Source organism: Bradyrhizobium sp. CB2312, assembly GCF_029714425.1.
GTDB lineage: Bacteria > Pseudomonadota > Alphaproteobacteria > Rhizobiales > Xanthobacteraceae > Bradyrhizobium.
Genome location: NZ_CP121668.1, coordinates 5,144,348 through 5,160,016, shown reverse-complemented (window position 1 = coordinate 5,160,016; position 15,669 = coordinate 5,144,348). Strand labels below are relative to the sequence as shown.

The 15,669-nt window shown below is 63.8% G+C and carries 16 protein-coding genes; 10 read left to right on the top strand and 6 right to left on the bottom strand.

Annotated features, from left to right (window positions below; all coding sequences use genetic code 11):
- Positions 1–5: 5 nt before the first annotated feature.
- Together QA642_RS25345 and QA642_RS25340 are read right to left on the bottom strand one after the other, a co-directional pair.
- Positions 6–1,244, bottom strand: coding sequence for a cytochrome c (locus QA642_RS25345; RefSeq protein ID WP_283086973.1), 1,239 nt, complete (start codon positions 1,242–1,244; stop codon positions 6–8).
- 11 nt (positions 1,245–1,255) lie between these two features.
- A complete protein-coding gene (locus QA642_RS25340) occupies positions 1,256–1,963 on the bottom strand; it encodes a c-type cytochrome (protein ID WP_283079279.1) in 708 nt (235 codons plus the stop codon).
- A 535-nt stretch (positions 1,964–2,498) separates the two neighbouring features.
- Between QA642_RS25340 and QA642_RS25335 the strand changes: the two genes are divergently transcribed.
- Positions 2,499–2,687, top strand: coding sequence for a hypothetical protein (locus tag QA642_RS25335; protein WP_283079278.1), 189 nt, complete (start codon positions 2,499–2,501; stop codon positions 2,685–2,687).
- A 5-nt stretch (positions 2,688–2,692) separates the two neighbouring features.
- A complete protein-coding gene (locus tag QA642_RS25330; protein ID WP_283079277.1) occupies positions 2,693–2,956 on the top strand; it encodes a hypothetical protein in 264 nt (87 codons plus the stop codon).
- 6 nt (positions 2,957–2,962) lie between these two features.
- Here QA642_RS25330 and QA642_RS25325 read toward each other — a convergent pair whose 3' ends face one another.
- Both QA642_RS25325 and QA642_RS25320 read right to left on the bottom strand, forming a co-directional pair.
- Positions 2,963–3,571 (bottom strand): CinA family protein, encoded by a 609-nt coding sequence (locus QA642_RS25325; RefSeq protein WP_283079276.1) that lies wholly within the window; start codon positions 3,569–3,571, stop codon positions 2,963–2,965.
- A gap of 3 nt (positions 3,572–3,574) precedes the next feature.
- Entirely contained in the window at positions 3,575–4,756 is a 1,182-nt protein-coding gene (locus QA642_RS25320) for a bifunctional 2-C-methyl-D-erythritol 4-phosphate cytidylyltransferase/2-C-methyl-D-erythritol 2,4-cyclodiphosphate synthase (RefSeq protein ID WP_283079275.1), read from the bottom strand.
- A 280-nt stretch (positions 4,757–5,036) separates the two neighbouring features.
- On the opposite strand from QA642_RS25320, the gene dusB reads away from it, so the two are divergent.
- The 5 genes from dusB (at position 5,037) to QA642_RS25295 (ending at position 10,655) form a co-directional block, all read left to right on the top strand.
- The gene (gene dusB, locus QA642_RS25315; RefSeq protein WP_283086972.1) at positions 5,037–6,038 is read left to right on the top strand and encodes a tRNA dihydrouridine synthase DusB; all 1,002 of its coding nucleotides are present in this window, start codon (positions 5,037–5,039) and stop codon (positions 6,036–6,038) included.
- Positions 6,035–7,210: a nitrogen regulation protein NR(II) gene (locus tag QA642_RS25310; RefSeq protein WP_283079274.1), complete on the top strand. Its 1,176-nt coding sequence runs from the start codon at positions 6,035–6,037 to the stop codon at positions 7,208–7,210. Before dusB ends, QA642_RS25310 begins: the two co-directional genes overlap by 4 nt.
- A gap of 9 nt (positions 7,211–7,219) precedes the next feature.
- Positions 7,220–8,662: a nitrogen regulation protein NR(I) gene (gene ntrC, locus QA642_RS25305; protein WP_283079273.1), complete on the top strand. Its 1,443-nt coding sequence runs from the start codon at positions 7,220–7,222 to the stop codon at positions 8,660–8,662.
- 272 nt (positions 8,663–8,934) lie between these two features.
- Positions 8,935–9,777, top strand: a complete 843-nt coding sequence (locus tag QA642_RS25300) for a hypothetical protein (RefSeq protein ID WP_283079272.1) — start codon at positions 8,935–8,937, stop codon at positions 9,775–9,777.
- A gap of 32 nt (positions 9,778–9,809) precedes the next feature.
- Positions 9,810–10,655, top strand: coding sequence for an alpha/beta hydrolase (locus QA642_RS25295; protein WP_283079271.1), 846 nt, complete (start codon positions 9,810–9,812; stop codon positions 10,653–10,655).
- Between the two features lie 216 nt (positions 10,656–10,871).
- Here the strand turns inward: QA642_RS25295 and QA642_RS25290 are convergent, their stop codons facing one another.
- Together QA642_RS25290 and QA642_RS25285 are read right to left on the bottom strand one after the other, a co-directional pair.
- Positions 10,872–11,018, bottom strand: coding sequence for a hypothetical protein (locus QA642_RS25290; protein WP_283079270.1), 147 nt, complete (start codon positions 11,016–11,018; stop codon positions 10,872–10,874).
- Positions 11,019–11,023: 5 nt separating this feature from the next.
- Positions 11,024–11,395 (bottom strand): hypothetical protein, encoded by a 372-nt coding sequence (locus QA642_RS25285; protein WP_283087149.1) that lies wholly within the window; start codon positions 11,393–11,395, stop codon positions 11,024–11,026.
- On the opposite strand from QA642_RS25285, the gene QA642_RS25280 reads away from it, so the two are divergent.
- The 3 genes from QA642_RS25280 to hfq all read left to right on the top strand — a co-directional run bounded on the left by QA642_RS25280 (position 11,292) and on the right by hfq (position 15,667).
- Entirely contained in the window at positions 11,292–13,694 is a 2,403-nt protein-coding gene (locus tag QA642_RS25280; protein ID WP_283079269.1) for a PAS domain-containing sensor histidine kinase, read from the top strand. The genes QA642_RS25285 and QA642_RS25280 overlap by 104 nt on opposite strands.
- 17 nt (positions 13,695–13,711) lie before the next feature.
- Positions 13,712–15,082, top strand: a complete 1,371-nt coding sequence (locus QA642_RS25275) for a sigma-54 dependent transcriptional regulator (protein WP_027558046.1) — start codon at positions 13,712–13,714, stop codon at positions 15,080–15,082.
- Positions 15,083–15,418: 336 nt separating this feature from the next.
- On the top strand, positions 15,419–15,667 hold the full coding sequence (gene hfq / locus QA642_RS25270) for an RNA chaperone Hfq (RefSeq protein WP_007591126.1): 249 nt from the start codon (positions 15,419–15,421) through the stop codon (positions 15,665–15,667).
- Positions 15,668–15,669: the final 2 nt, after the last annotated feature.

Genomic DNA, 15,669 nt, shown 5'->3' with positions numbered 1-15,669 from the left:
GGATCTCAGTTCAGCGGCGCGGAGCGCAGCTCGTTGGCGTCGCGCGCCGAGACCGGCGTGCCGCGATTGCCCCATGCGGTGCGGATGTAGGAGACGACGGCGGCCACCTCGTTGTCGGAGAGGAGCCCCGCGAAGGGCGGCATGCCGTACGGCATCGGGTTGCCCTTGGTGCCCGGCGGATAGCCGCCATTGAGCACCATGCGGATCGGGTTGACCGCCGACTGCATCTCGATCGACTGGTTGTTGGCGAGCGGCGGCCAGTGCGGCGGCTTGCCTTCACCTTGCGTGCCGTGACAGCTCGCGCAGTTCTTGTCGTAGACGGTCTTGCCGAGGCTGATCAGCAGGCTGCTCTCGGTCGTCGGCAGCGCCGAGCTTGCCGGCGGCGACGAGGAGCCTTCCGCGATGCCCTTGAGGTAGACCGCCATCGCCCTGGTATCCTCGTCGCTCAGATATTGCAGGCTGTTGTGCACGACCTCGGCCATCGGCCCGTAGACCACGCCGCGCGCGGAGACGCCGGTCTGGAGCAGGTCGGTGATGTCCTTGATGCTCCAGTCGCCGAGCCCCGCTTCGCGGTTGGACGTGAGCGAGGGCGCGTACCAGTTCTGCATCGGGATCAGGCCGCCCTTGAAGGCGTCCGATTGCGAGGTGCCGCCGAGCGCGTTGATCGGCGAATGGCACATGCTGCAATGGCCGAGGCCCTCGACGAGATAAGCGCCGCGATTCCATTCCGCCGATTTGGTCGGATCGGGCTTGAACTCGCCTTCGCGGAAAAACAGCGTACGCCAGCCGAGGATGAGCTGGCGGTTGTCGTAGGGGAAGCGCAGCTCGTGCTGCCGGTTCCTCTGGTTCACCGGCGGGATCGAGCGAAGGTAAGCGAAGATCGCATCGCTGTCGGCGCGCGTGACCTTGGTGTAGGACGCGAACGGCATCGCCGGATAGATCAGCCCGCCGTCCGGGAAGCGGCCGCTGTGCATGGTCTTGTAGAAATCGTCGGCGCTCCATTTGCCGATCCCGGTATCGGGGTCCGGCGTGATGTTGGAGGTGTAGAGCGTGCCGAACGGCGTCGGCATGGCGCGGCCGCCGGCGAACAGCTGTCCCTCAGGCGCGGTGTGGCAGGCGGTGCAATCGCCGGCACGGGCGAGGTATTCGCCGCGCGCAATGATGTCGGTGCTCTTGTCCTGCGCCTGCGCGACTGTCGTGAGCGCGGCGAGGGCGAGGAATGCGATCGACAGTTTCGAGCCCATCATCCGCCTCGTCAGTTGGGCTGGCTGCCGCAGCCGAACGGCAGCGCGTAGGTGCCTTTCGGCACGGGAGCCGGGTTGGCGGGTGCCGGCCGCGTCGCGAGCCAGGCTGCGACGGCGGTAACATCTGCTTCCGTCAGGTGTCCGGCGACGATCTGCATGCAGTCGGGGGACTTCGCCGTGCGCGTGCCGTAGCGCCAGGCGCCGAGCTGCGCGCTGACATAGGCGGCGCGCAGGCCGAGCAGGCCGGGGATGCCAGGCTGCATGCCGGTGAGGCCCGGGCCGTGACAGCTCACGCACGCCGGTATGTTGCGACCGGCATCTCCGCTGGTGGCCAGCAGCTCGCCCTGCGCCAGCACGTCCTTGCTGACCTCGCTCGGCACGGGCTGCGGCAGCGGCGGATGCTCGCCGGCAAAATATTCAGCCATCGCTTCGAGATAAGGATCGGGCAGAAACTCCAGCAGATAGTTCATCGGCGGGTATTTGCGCCGGCCGCTACGGAAAGCGAGCAGCTGATTGTAGAGATAGCCGGCGGGCTTGCCGGCAAGGCGCGGGAAATAGACGTCGCTGGTGCCTTCGCCCTTGTTGCCGTGGCAGGGTGTGCACGCCTCCACCCGCGCCGCCATGGTATCCGGCGGCTGGTTGGTCGATTGTGCGGCCGCACCATCAATGGCGACCAAGGTGATGATCACGGCGGCCGAGGCCGCGGCGCGAGCGAACACTTTCGTCGCCCTCCATAATGCTGGTCCGGTTGATTCCGGAACACAACGTAGAACGGCATTATTGCGCCAATATTTTCCGGCGCAAGATCGGACGCGAGTGGTGACGTTTGGTCGCGTCGTTCCCACGCGCGATCCCGATCGAATTCAACAAAGTTTGCGTGCTTTTTGAAAACCGGACATAACGCCGTGACGATCGCGATACACCTCTCCGACAGGGATGCGGCAGGTGGAAGACGCGACAATTCCGAAGTTCGGTAAAGCGGAATATTTTCCCGCGGCAATTGACCCGGCGCTGGTCTGTCTTGCCGGCCGGGCAACACAAGTGCTTGTGCCGCCCGAGGCGCTTCGGTCCGGCACGCAACCCATGACTCAAACTCCGCCCCCGAGGGGCGACAAGTGCAGTTTGTGCCAAAACGCTTCGAGCTGACGGAACACCCCTTGCTGTCCGCGGCACACCTGATTCAGCAGCACTCCTCAATAGACTCAACCAGAATGCGAGATAGGCGCGGGGGCTTTTGTAGTTGGACCGAGGGACATGGCACGCTGGAAGCAATCGTGGAGTGAGCAGGATCTTAGCAGGCTGAAGACACTCGCAGGCACCAAGCCGATCACCGTGATCGCCAAGGAGCTCGGCCGGACCACAGGGACGGTGCTGGCGAAAGCGATCGAGCAGAAACTCCCCGTCATTCATCGGACTGAGCGCCGGTCGCGGGCAGCCTCGTAGCCCGGATGGAGCCAACGGGCCGGCGCAGCGCGCCGCCCGATGACAGGCTCCGCGCAATCCTGGCGGATCGGATTCTGCAGGAACTGCGCAACGACTCGCGCATCGACGATCAGGCCGCGCCTGCCGTCTCCGTCACCAAGGTCCTCGATGTGGCCAATCCCGCGGCGCCGATCCTGGAATTGACGGTCAGCGCGAGGGCGAAACCGTCGGAGGCCGACGCGGTCAAGCAGTGCGTGCTCGATCATGCGAGCGCGCCGCTTGCGGCGTGAGGTGCTTCAGCCTCTCGGTGACCGTGGCGACCTGCGCTTCACGGCATGGCGTCGCGGCGAGCGGGTCACACGCGGCCGCAGGCGGCTTGCGGCGGCGCGTTGCGGCTTGGCCTGGACCTGCGGGCCGCGAGCGAGATCCATCAGCATGCGTAGCGCCTCGACCACCGAGCGCTGCCGCACAGCGCTACGGCCGATCGCGCCGAAACGATGCTCGCGGTGGATGATGCGGCCGTCACGAGCGGCGGCGGCAAAGTGCACGAGGCCGACCGGCTTGCCGGGCGTGGCGCCGCCCGGGCCGGCAATGCCGGTGATGGCGACCGCGAGATCGACGTCGGCGCGCTCCAGTGCACCGACCGCCATCGCGGTCGCGGTCTCCTTGCTGACGGCACCGAAATTCGTCAGCGTGCCGGCTTCCACACCCAGCATCGCGCGCTTGGCGTCGTTGGAATAGGTGACGAAGCCGCGGTCGATCACATCCGAGGAGCCGGGAATGTCGGTCAGCGCGCCGGCGACGAGGCCGCCGGTGCAGGATTCGGCGGTCGCGATCGTCAGCTTGCGCATCCGGCAGAGGTCGAGCAGCGAGCGGGAGAGGGCGCGTGCGTCGCTGCCGGCCATGGCCTAGATGCTCCAGGGCAGGCGGATGGTGGCGCTCGCGGTGGCCGCGATGCCTTCCTCACGGCCGGTGAAGCCGAGCCGCTCGCTGGTGGTCGCCTTCACCGCGACGCGTGAGATGTCGACGCCCGAGATCTCCGCGATGCGCGCGCGCATGGTGTCGCGAAGCGGACCGATCTTCGGTCGCTCGCAGATCATGGTGACCTCAAGATTGGCGACGCGGCCGCCGCGCGCCGTAACGCGCTCGATGGCGTATTTCAGGAACTGGTCGGAGGAGGCGCCCTTCCACTTCGCATCGCTCGGCGGAAAGTGCGAGCCGATGTCGCCGTCGGCGAGCGCGCCGAGGATGGCATCCACCAGCGCATGCAGGCCGACATCGCCGTCGGAATGCGCCAGGAAGCCCTTGCTGTGCGGCACGCGCACGCCGCAGAGCATGACGTGGTCGCCTTCGCCGAAGGCATGCACGTCGTAGCCCGTGCCGGTCCTGATGTCGCCGAGCAGGCTGGCCAGGCGCGCTTCCTCGCGCACGAAATCCTCGGGAGTGGTGAGCTTCATATTGGCAACATCGCCTTCAAAGGTTGCAACCGTCAATCCCGCCCATTCGGCAATCGCGGCATCGTCGGTGAAATCGCTGCGTCCGTCCTTTGCCGCGCGACGATGCGCTTCGAGGATGACATCGAAACGAAAGGATTGCGGCGTCTGCGCGATTCGCAAGGCTGAGCGGTCCGGCGTGTCCTCGACATCGCCGCTCGCGCCGGTGAGCTTGATGGTGTCGGTGACGGGAACGACGGGGATCGCAGCGCCGGTGCGGCTCGCCGCTTCGATCGCGCGCGAGATCACGCCTGCCGAGACGAAGGGCCGCGCGGCGTCGTGGATCAGGACGATGTCAGGCTCGTGCTTCGCCAGCGCTTCGAGACCTGCGAGCACCGAGGCCTGCCGCGTCGCGCCGCCATTGGTCGGCGCCTCATGCTTGAGACCTGCGACCGCTGCCGTGAACATGGCGCTGTCATCGGGGTTCACGACGGGCTGCACCACGAACACATCGGGGTGGCGGCTGAAGGCTTCCATGGCGCGATGAATCACCGGCACGCCGCCGATCGTCCGATACTGCTTCGGCCCGCCGGCGCCTGCGCGCAGGCCGCGTCCGGCCGCGACGAGGACGACTGCGGTGCGCTGTGATTTCGCCATAGGACTCAAATACTCAGTTGCTAATGAATGGAGTCGGGAAGGGTGATTGTTGGAATGCCTCTAGCACGGCAGGCCCGCAATAAAAGGGGGTTTCCCCGGATTGTGGGAAACAGCATTTTGCTGCACTGCACTTGAAAGATTTGCAGAACTGTCTAAACTGTAGGCATGACGCTTGACTGCACAAGAATTGTGCGCAAGATAGGTCGTGGCAGGTGCGATGAGGCCCTGTCAAGTCAACGAGACCCCAGTGACCGGCTCGGCAGTATCAGGCTCTAAGCCGTTGAAAATAGGCGAAATCGATGTCGCCACCCCGGTCTTCCTGGCACCGATGTCGGGGGTAACCGACTCGCCCGTCCGCAAGCTGGCCGCCGAGCTGGGGGCAGGGCTCGTCGTCTCAGAAATGACGGCCAGCGATGAGCTCGCGAACGGCCACCGGATGTCCCGTTTGCGCTGCGAAGCGACCGGAATCGGCCCGCATGTGGTCCAGCTCGCCGGCTGCGAGGCGCATTGGATGGCGGAAGGCGCGCGCATTGCCGAAGCCGAAGGCGCCGACATCATCGACATCAACATGGGCTGCCCGGCCCGTCACGTCACCGGCGGCCAGTCCGGCTCGGCCCTGATGCGCGACCTCGACCATGCCGTCAGCCTGATCGAGGCGACCATCGCCGCGGTGAAGGTGCCGGTGACGCTGAAGATGCGGCTCGGCTGGGACGACCGCACCCGCAACGCGCCTGAGCTGGCGCGCCGCGCGGAGGCCGCCGGCGTCAAGCTCGTCACCGTGCATGGCCGCACCCGCTGCCAGTTCTACAAGGGCGAGGCGGATTGGGATGCGGTCCGCGCCGTGCGCGAGGCCATCTCCATTCCGCTCGTCGTCAATGGCGACATCACGACCTACGAGACAGCGCTGGCCGCGCTCGATGCCTCCGGCGCCGATGCCGTGATGATCGGCCGTGGCGCGCAAGGACAGCCCTGGTTGCCGGGCCAGATCGGCCGCCGCCTGAAGGGCGGCCCGGCCGAAGCCACGCCGTCGCTCGCAACACAGCTGCATTACGTCCGCAGCCTCTATGAAGGCGTCTGCGCGCTATACGGTCTGCGCATCGGCCTCAGGCACGCGCGCAAACATCTTGGCTGGGCGCTCGATGTCGCAGCGCAAGCGAGCCGCGCGCCGGCGGAGAAACTGAAGGCCTGGCGCCAGACAATCCTCACCTCCGAGGATCCGCGCCTTGTCCACCAGTCGCTGCAGGACGCCTTCGACGACTTCGCATGGAGCGCTGCTGCATGAGCTCAGCCGCTGAACATCGCCGGCCGCCGTCCGACAGCGACGCGATCCTCGATGCCTTGCCCAACCCCGTGCTGCTGATCGGGCCGGACGGCAAGATCGTCGGCGCTAATATCGCGACCGAGGCCTTCTTCGAGATCTCGACGCAGTTCCTGAGGCGGCAGTCGCTGAAAGAGCTGGTGCCGTTCGGCAGCCCCTTGCTGGCGCTGATCGACCAGGTGCGCTCCTCGAACTCGCCGGTCAACGAATACAAGGTCGATCTCGGCACGCCACGCATGGGCGGCGGCGACCGCCAGGTCGATCTGCATGTCGCCCCGCTGACGGAGCGGCCCGGCCATATCGTGGTGATGCTCCAGGAGCGCACCATCGCCGACAAGATGGATCGCCAGCTCACCCACCGCAGCGCCGCGCGCTCGGTGATAGCGCTAGCAGCCATGCTCGCGCACGAGATCAAGAATCCGCTCTCGGGCATCCGCGGCGCGGCGCAGCTGCTGGAGCAGCAGGCCTCGTCCGAGGACCGCATGTTGACGCGGCTGATCTGCGACGAAGCCGACCGCATCGTGACGCTGGTCGACCGCATGGAGGTGTTCGGCGACGAGCGCCCTGTGGTGCGCGGGCCCGTCAACATCCATTCCGTGCTCGACCACGTGAAGCGGCTGGCTCAGTCGGGCTTTGCCCGCAACATCCGCTTCATCGAGGATTACGATCCCTCGCTGCCGCCGGTGCTGGCGAACCAGGACCAGCTGATCCAGGTGTTCCTCAACCTGGTGAAGAACGCCGCCGAAGCCCTGATCGACGTGCCCGACGCCGAGATCCAGCTCACCACCGCATTCCGCCCCGGCGTGCGCCTGTCAGTCCCCGGTCAAAAATCCCGGGTATCCCTGCCGCTCGAATTCTGCGTGAGGGACAATGGACCAGGCGTGCCGGACGATCTTCTGCCCAACCTGTTCGACCCCTTCGTGACCACCAAGCAGACCGGCTCGGGCCTGGGTCTTGCACTGGTTGCCAAGATCGTCGGCGATCACGGGGGCATCATCGAATGCGAATCTCAGCCGCGCAAAACCACCTTCCGCGTGCTGATGCCGATGTATTCCACATCGGTGAAACATGCCGATCACAGCAGTCGCGACGGCTCTGCCGGGAAGTCGTCGTCTGCGTCACAGGGGGCAAAATGAGGATTAACAATGCCCGCAGGTAGCATTCTCGTTGCTGATGACGACACCGCCATCCGCACGGTTCTCAATCAGGCACTTTCCCGCGCCGGCTATGAAGTCAGGCTCACTGGCAACGCCGCCACGCTATGGCGCTGGGTCAGTCAGGGGGAGGGCGATCTCGTCATCACCGACGTGGTGATGCCGGACGAAAACGCCTTCGACCTGTTGCCGCGGATCAAGAAGATGCGGCCGAACCTGCCCGTCATCGTCATGAGCGCGCAAAACACCTTCATGACCGCGATCCGCGCCTCCGAGCGCGGCGCCTACGAATATCTGCCAAAGCCTTTCGACCTGAAGGAGCTGATCGCCATCGTCGGCCGTGCGCTGGCCGAGCCGAAGGAACGGGTCTCGACGCCGGACGAGGACGCCGAGATGGAGGCGATCCCGCTAGTCGGCCGCTCGCCGGCGATGCAGGAAATCTACCGCGTGCTGGCGCGGCTGATGCAGACCGACCTCACCGTGATGATCACGGGCGAGTCCGGCACCGGCAAGGAGCTGGTGGCGCGCGCGCTGCACGACTACGGCAAGCGCCGCAACGGCCCGTTCGTCGCCGTCAACATGGCCGCAATCCCGCGCGACCTCATCGAATCCGAGCTGTTCGGCCATGAGCGTGGCGCCTTCACCGGTGCCAATACCCGCGCCTCCGGCCGGTTCGAGCAGGCCGAGGGCGGCACGCTGTTCCTGGACGAGATCGGCGACATGCCGATGGAGGCGCAGACGCGATTGCTGCGCGTGCTCCAGCAGGGTGAATACACCACCGTAGGCGGCCGCACCCCGATCAAGACCGACGTGCGCATCGTCGCGGCCTCGAACAAGGATCTACGCGTCCTGATCCAGCAGGGCCTGTTCCGCGAAGATCTGTTCTTCCGCCTCAACGTCGTGCCGCTGCGTCTGCCGCCCTTGCGCGAGCGCATCGAGGACCTGCCGGATCTGGTGCGGCACTTCTTCACGCTGGCCGAAAAGGACGGCCTGCCGCCGAAGAAGCTGGATGCCCTGGCGCTGGAACGGATGAAGCAGCACCGCTGGCCCGGCAACGTGCGTGAGCTCGAAAACCTCGCCCGGCGCCTCGCCGCGCTCTATCCGCAGGACGTGATCACCGCCTCCGTCATCGACGGCGAGCTGGCCCCGCCGTCGGTCAGTCCGGGGGCTGCGGTCCAGCAGGGCGTCGACAATCTCGGCGGCGCGGTAGAGGCGTATCTCTCCTCGCACTTCCAGGGCTTTCCGAACGGCATGCCGCCGCCCGGCCTGTATCACCGCATCCTCAAGGAGATCGAGGTCCCGCTGCTCACGGCCGCGCTCGCGGCGACCCGCGGCAACCAGATCCGCGCCGCGGACCTGCTCGGCCTCAACCGCAACACGCTGCGCAAGAAGATCCGGGACCTCGATATCCAGGTCTACCGCAGCGGGGGCTAGTCTCGCTTGGTCGTTCATTTCAGGGGTCGATTCGAAAGGATCGGCCCTGGAATGACGACATTCCGGGCGTTCGGCATGTGCTCGCGAGCGCGATGACAGCGGCCACCGTCACAGCGAGGCGTTGACAGGATTCAATTTTAAGTTAAGTCTATTGAAGTTATCCCGCGGTCGATTTTTTTACTGACCAATTTGAATCCATTTTGTCGTTGGATCGGGACTGCAATCGATCTGACGTGCCTCCGGTACGGGAAATGCCCAACGGAGATTGAGTTGTGCCCGACTTTGATTCAAGCTTGTTAAAGCTGATCTTCTTCGCCGTCTTAGTCACTGGCGGAATTTTTCTGGCTGTGCTTCTGGGAGGGCTCTTGTCGGCGCTTATGACGCTCGGAGCTCTGGAACTTGGCTATCGCGCCAAAATTCAGAAGGACGCTCTTGCCGAGCACTTTAACATTCTCAGGAGCGCCAGCCGCGACGTGATCGCGGAGGTCCTCAGAATACGACACGGTCGCGAGGCGGAGCATGTAGCTGACTATATTCAGAGTCTAGCTTCGTCTGGCGTCGCGCTTGCGCCGGTTCTAGCCCAAATGACGGGCGATAGCTTGTACTGGCTGCACTACCGACAGATCTGTGGGCAGTTCATGGCAGTTGTCCAAAATGAAGCGATGTCGAGAGAGGCGCTATCGGAAGAGGACGGGCGGAGTTTCTTTACTCCGCTCACAGATGTGCTCCAGCTCCTTCCAATCGCTCGAAGACCGGATGTGTTCTTTGAGCGGCAAAGCTTCGAACGCCCAACGGACCGTCGCACAGGGCTAGATTTGGCATTGCGCGAAATCGATGGCATCCAAGCGAAGCTCGGGAGAAGCATCAGTGATGCAACATTTCCAGTTGTACTGTTTGCATGGTCGGCGGTGTACGTGCCTACGCTGGTCGTATCTGCGTTCAATTTGCCATTTTTCATATATGCGGGAGGATTTTTCGCCATAGCTTGGACGTTACTCCAGCACGTCTTCGTGATTTTGCTGGCAGCATTTGTGGGAGGCGTGTTCGCGCTAGGATCTGCGGTGTTCGGCTCCGTGGCGTTCACTTGGCTGGATCGCGTTTTCGCGTCGAAGTAAGCCTCATGGCTAGGAAGCGGTGCGACATAACATTGAGCACGGGGCGAATAGTCGCAGAGGCGGCACAGGTCACCTTAGAGAATTTTCTGGTTTCGCGGTTTCGCACCGTCATTCTTGTTCACGGCTACAATGTGAGTGAAAAAGAAGCGTTGAAGTCGCTCGGTGAGTTAAAGGTCGCCCTAAGCAGCTACGCACCGTCGCTCGCCTCAGGGATATTCACTTGCAGATGGGCAGGCAACTGGATCACGCCGATAGTGCGGCTGCTGGCTTATCCGCAGATAATCGGAAATGCTGAGGAGTCATCAAAACCATTCTTGCGGATAATCAAGAATATATACTGCCTCGATACGGCGACCGAAGAGTTGATCATCATTGCCCATTCGCTCGGGTGCCGATTGACCTTGGAAATGCTTCAACACATGGCGGCAGAAGGGCGGCCACAAGGTCTGAAGAAGCTCACTGTTATTCTGATGGCAGCTGCCGTCCCTTGCGAATATGTGGGCGCCGACGGGAAGTTGGAGGCTGGGGCGGATGAACCGGACGTCTTAGCGGCACTCCACAGTAAGGATGACAGAGTTCTGTCATTTGCATTTGGGGCCGGCCAGACTCTCGGATTTGACGGATTATTCCCCGAAGCGATTGGGCTTCGCGGAAACCCTCAATCGCGCCCTTGGACACATTCAATCCGAATGGATGCATTCGACCACGGAGATTACTGGTCGGAGGAGACGGCCCAGCGCATTTGTCGAATACTCGGAATAGTCATAAGTCCATTCGCAAATACATCCGTTCCACTCGCATCGCGAAAACAACTCGGATCGCATCGCGATCTCGCGGTTCCGCCGTTACCCATGTTCTGGATAGGAAACAATGGCTAAGGCATGAGGCGGGAGCTTGGCCCGCGAGACTGATCGTGATTGGTCGATCCATCCGAGACCGACGGTGGCTCAGCTCCCCCTACCACAGCGGAGCTGAGCCTGTCCGGATCGCGCTGGCCGTTGTGGCTGGCGCGGTGAGCAGAAGTCCGGATCGGGCCGGAATGTTCCGCAGGAACGTTCGAATAGTTATGCGGCCGCTGAGCGCAGTTGTCGCCGCTATCTGATCAGGCGCGCGACGACCGGCTGCATATTGGCCATCTCCGCCGTGTGGTCCTGCCTGGCCGGGCCATTGACCAGCAAATCGGCGGCCACGATCAGCAGCAGAACGGCCGACACCATGATTGCGAGAAAGAACCTATCCATGCCGGTCAAGCCGGAAGGCGGCAATCCGTTCCGGCCAGCTCGAGCATGATCCGGAAAAGTGCGTAGCGGTTTTCCGAAAAGATCATGCTCAAACAATAGCCTAAAGCGCGATGGTAATTCACCTTCATGCCATCGCGCTTTAGCACAGGCCTGTGGATGCGCCGGCCCGCCACGGCTGAGACGCCGCGGAATTGTCGCAATTCGGCAACAATGTGGTACGAATACATCAGTATCCGCCCCGCCGCGGACCCCGTTTTCAGCACCATTGCCGGAATGATCAGCGCAGAGACCTCGGCCGCACACTTCGACACGGCCCCACCGGAAGAGCCGCGGCGTTGGTCGGTGCGGCGCTGGCTGGCCCCGCTGGCCGTGGCCATGGCGCTGCTGTCGGCCCTGCTGACCTTCCTGGTCCTGACCGGCCTCACTCAGATCGAGCCGACGCCGGAGGTGGTTCGCTCATTCTACCTGATCAATGCCGCCACCATCCTGTTCCTGGTCGGCATCATCGTCCGGGAACTCTGGCAGTTGATCCTGGCGCGACGGCGCGGACGGGCGGCGGCACGCCTCCATGTCCAGATCGTCAGCCTGTTCTCGATCGTGGCGGTGCTGCCGGCGGTGCTGGTCGCCGTCGTCGCCAATGTCACCATCGAGCGCGGCCTCGACCGGCTCTTCTCCGGCCCGACCAAGGAGGTGATCCAGAATTCGCTGACGATCGCGCGGGCCTACATGCAGGACCACGCGCAACTGATCCGCGGCGACATTATCGGCATGGCCAACGACATCGCCCATGCGCGGCCGCTCTATGACCAGGATCGCCGCTCGTTCCGCGAGCTGCTGACCGCGAGTGCCGGCTCCCGCAATCTGCCGGGCGCGATGATCATCGACAAGAACACCAACATCCTGGAATCCGCCGACACCGGCATGCGGCTGGCTTATTCGCCGCCGGCCCCGGACTTCCTCAGCAATGTCAACGAATCCGAGCCCGAGATTGCGGTGCTGCCGGATGCGAGCTTCGTCGCGGCGGTGATCCGCCTGCGCGCCTTCAACGACACCTTCCTCTACGTCGCGCGGCCGCTTGATCCCAATGTGGTGGCCCAGCTCAAGCAGACCGAGGTCAGCGTCGCCGAATACGCCCAGATCGAGTCGCGGCGGCTCGGCATCCAGGTCGCCTTTGCGCTGATGTTCGCGGTGATCGCGCTGACGATTCTGATGGCCTCGGTGCTGATCGGCCTCAACTTCGCCAACTCGCTGGTCTCGCCGATCCGGCGGCTGATGAACGCGGCCCACACGGTCTCGACCGGCGACCTGCATGTCCAGGTGCCGGTGCACCAGTCGGAGGGCGACCTCGCGCAGCTCGGGGAGACCTTCAACAAGATGACGCAGGAGTTGCGCAGCCAGCGCGACGAGCTCGTCAACGCCAGCGACCTCATCGACAGCCGCCGCCGCTTCATCGAGGCCGTGCTGTCCTCGGCGAGCGCCGGCATCATTGGCGTCGATACCTCCGGCAGCGTCGGCATCCTCAACCGCTCCGCTGAGAAGCTGATCGGGCACTCCGAAGCGGAGACGCTCGGCCATCCGCTCTCCGACGTGCTGCCCGAGCTCGACGAGATGATGAAGACGGCGCGGGAAGGGACCCAGCGCCTGGTGCAGGGCCAGATCACGATCACCCGCGACGGCACCGAGCGCAATCTCTCGGTCCGCGTCAGCGCCGAGAAGAACCAGCCGCACGACAGCTACATCATCACGCTCGACGACATCACCGAGCTGGTCTCGGCGCAGCGCACCTCGGCCTGGGGCGACGTGGCGCGCCGCATCGCCCACGAGATCAAGAACCCGCTGACGCCGATTCAGCTGTCGGCCGAGCGCATCCGCCGCAAGTTCGGCAAGACCATCACCGAAGACAAGGACAAGCAGATCTTCGACCAGTGCACCGACACCATCGTGCGCCAGGTCGATGACATCAGGCGCATGGTCGACGAGTTCTCGCGCTTCGCGCGGATGCCGAAACCGGTGATGGAAGGCGAGGACGTCGCCGACACCGTGCGGCAGGCGGTGTTCCTGATGAAGGTCGCCCATCCCGAGCTCGATATCGAGGCCGAGTTCAAGGAAGACCCGCTGCGCGCCCAGTTCGACCGGCGGCTGATCTCGCAGGCGGTCACCAACATCGTCAAGAACGCCACCGAGGCGATCGAGCAGGTCCCGCCGGAGGAGCTCGGCAAGGACGGCGGAAAGGGTCGTATCGACGTCGTGGTCTCGCGCGAGGGCGCGGACGTGCTGATCGACGTCATCGACAACGGCATCGGCCTGCCCAAGGTCGCGCGCTCGCGACTGCTTGAACCCTACGTGACCACGCGCGCCAAAGGCACCGGCCTTGGCCTTGCCATCGTCGGACGCGTGCTGGAGGACCATGGCGGGCGCATCGAATTGAAGGACGCGTCCGACTTCCGCGAGGGCCAGCGTGGCGCGTGGATGCGCCTGCGCTTTGCGATCTCCGGCCAGCCCGCGAAGTCCGAAGCAGCCGAAGCGGCACCGGCGGGCAAGGACGTTGCCAGTGAGCCGGCCAGCGCCGCTGTCAAGGACCAGGCGCAAGAAACAAAACGACCGTCGGCCCAAACCAAAGAGCCGGCAGAAAAGACCAATGATTCAACGAAAATCGAAGCCTCAACAGGCAGCTGAGAAGACAGGCGCGACCCATGGCTAGTGAAATTCTGATTGTCGATGATGAGGCCGATATTCGGGATCTCGTTGCGGGCATTCTCGAAGACGAGGGGTTCGTCACAAGGACCGCGCGCGACAGCGATACGGCGCTCGCCGAGATCGCCAACCGCAGGCCGCACCTGGTGTTCCTCGACATCTGGCTCCAGGGCTCCAAGCTCGACGGCTTGCAGCTGCTGGAGCAGGTCAAGAAGGACAACGCCGATCTGCCGGTCGTGATGATCTCCGGCCACGGCAACATCGAGACCGCGGTTGCCGCGATCAAGCGCGGCGCGTACGATTTCATCGAGAAGCCTTTCAAGGCCGACCGGCTGATCCTGGTCGCAACCCGTGCGCTGGAGAATTCGCGGCTCAAGCGCGAGGTCAAGGAGCTGAAGCAGCTGGCGCCGAGCGCAAGCCAGCTCGTCGGCCGCTCGCCGAGCATGAACCAGCTGCGCCAGACCATCGAGCGCGCGGCCAAGGCCAACAGCCGCATCCTGATCGTCGGACCCGCCGGCGCCGGCAAGGAACTGACCGCGCGCACGCTGCACACCGCCTCGGGCCGCGCCGATGGTCCCTTCGTCGTCATCAACGCCGCCGCGATCACGCCCGAGCGCATGGAGCACGAATTGTTCGGCGTCGAGCAGTCCAATGGCGAGCAGCCGCGCAAGCCCGGCGCACTCGAAGAGGCCCATGGCGGCACGCTGTTCATCGACGAGATCGCGGACATGCCGCGCGAGACCCAGAACAAGATCCTTCGCGTCCTGGTCGAGCAGTCGTTCCAGCGCGTCGGCGGCACCGCCAAGGTGCAGGTCGACGTGCGCATCATCTCCTCGACCGCACGCAATCTCGAGGAGGAGATCGCGGCCGGCCATTTCCGCGAGGACCTCTATCATCGCCTCTCGGTGGTGCCGATCCGCGTGCCCGCGCTGTCGGAGCGGCGCGAGGACATCCCGGAGTTGATCGACTATTTCATGGAGCAGATCTCGGCCGGCAGCGGCCTGCCCAAGCGGCAGATCGGACAGGACGCGATGGCGGTGCTGCAATCGCATGTCTGGCCCGGCAATGTGCGCCAGCTCCGCAACAACGTTGAGAGGGTCATGATTCTGGCCGCGGGCGGCCCTGAGGTGATCATCACCGCCGACATGCTGCCGCAGGACGTCGGCTCCATGGTACCGGCGATGCCGACCAGCAACAATGGCGAGCACATCATGGGCCTGCCGCTGCGCGAGGCGCGCGAAGTGTTCGAGCGCGACTATTTGATTGCACAGATCAGCCGTTTTTCAGGAAATATTTCTCGTACGGCCGAGTTCGTTGGCATGGAACGGTCGGCCTTGCACCGGAAGTTGAAGGCGCTCGGCGTCGGCTGACGATGCGGGATACTGGTCAGCATACAGAGGGCGCGTCAAAAGCAGGAATCCAGAGCCTCCCTTCAGTTTCCGTCGGTAATGGCTCTGGTGGCGCGACGTTGCGGCCACACCTTAGAGATTAGCGAGGAAAATCATCTATTTCCGTAGTTTTTCGGAGAAAACGGACGGGGTCTGCCGCGTGAAGCGGCTTGCCTAATAACCCGTCCTGCCCTCTAATCGAACCGCTGTTCCTCCGAGGGGGATCTCATGAGGAGCGGCAACCGGATGAGACCCCATATTTTGAAAAGCGGGGCGCAACCGGCGCAATAAAAAGAAACTCAAAGCGAGAAAAAAACAATGGCGGCAGACCGCGCACAAAACCTACAGGACACCTTCCTTAATCACGTTCGCAAAACGAAGACGCCACTGACGATCTTTCTGGTCAACGGAGTGAAGCTCCAGGGCATCGTGACCTGGTTCGACAATTTCTGTTTGCTGCTTCGGCGCGACGGTCATTCGCAGCTCGTCTACAAGCATGCGATCTCGACCATCATGCCGGGCGCTCCGATTCAGTTGTTCGAAGGCGGCGAGGATCAGCCGGCTTGAGA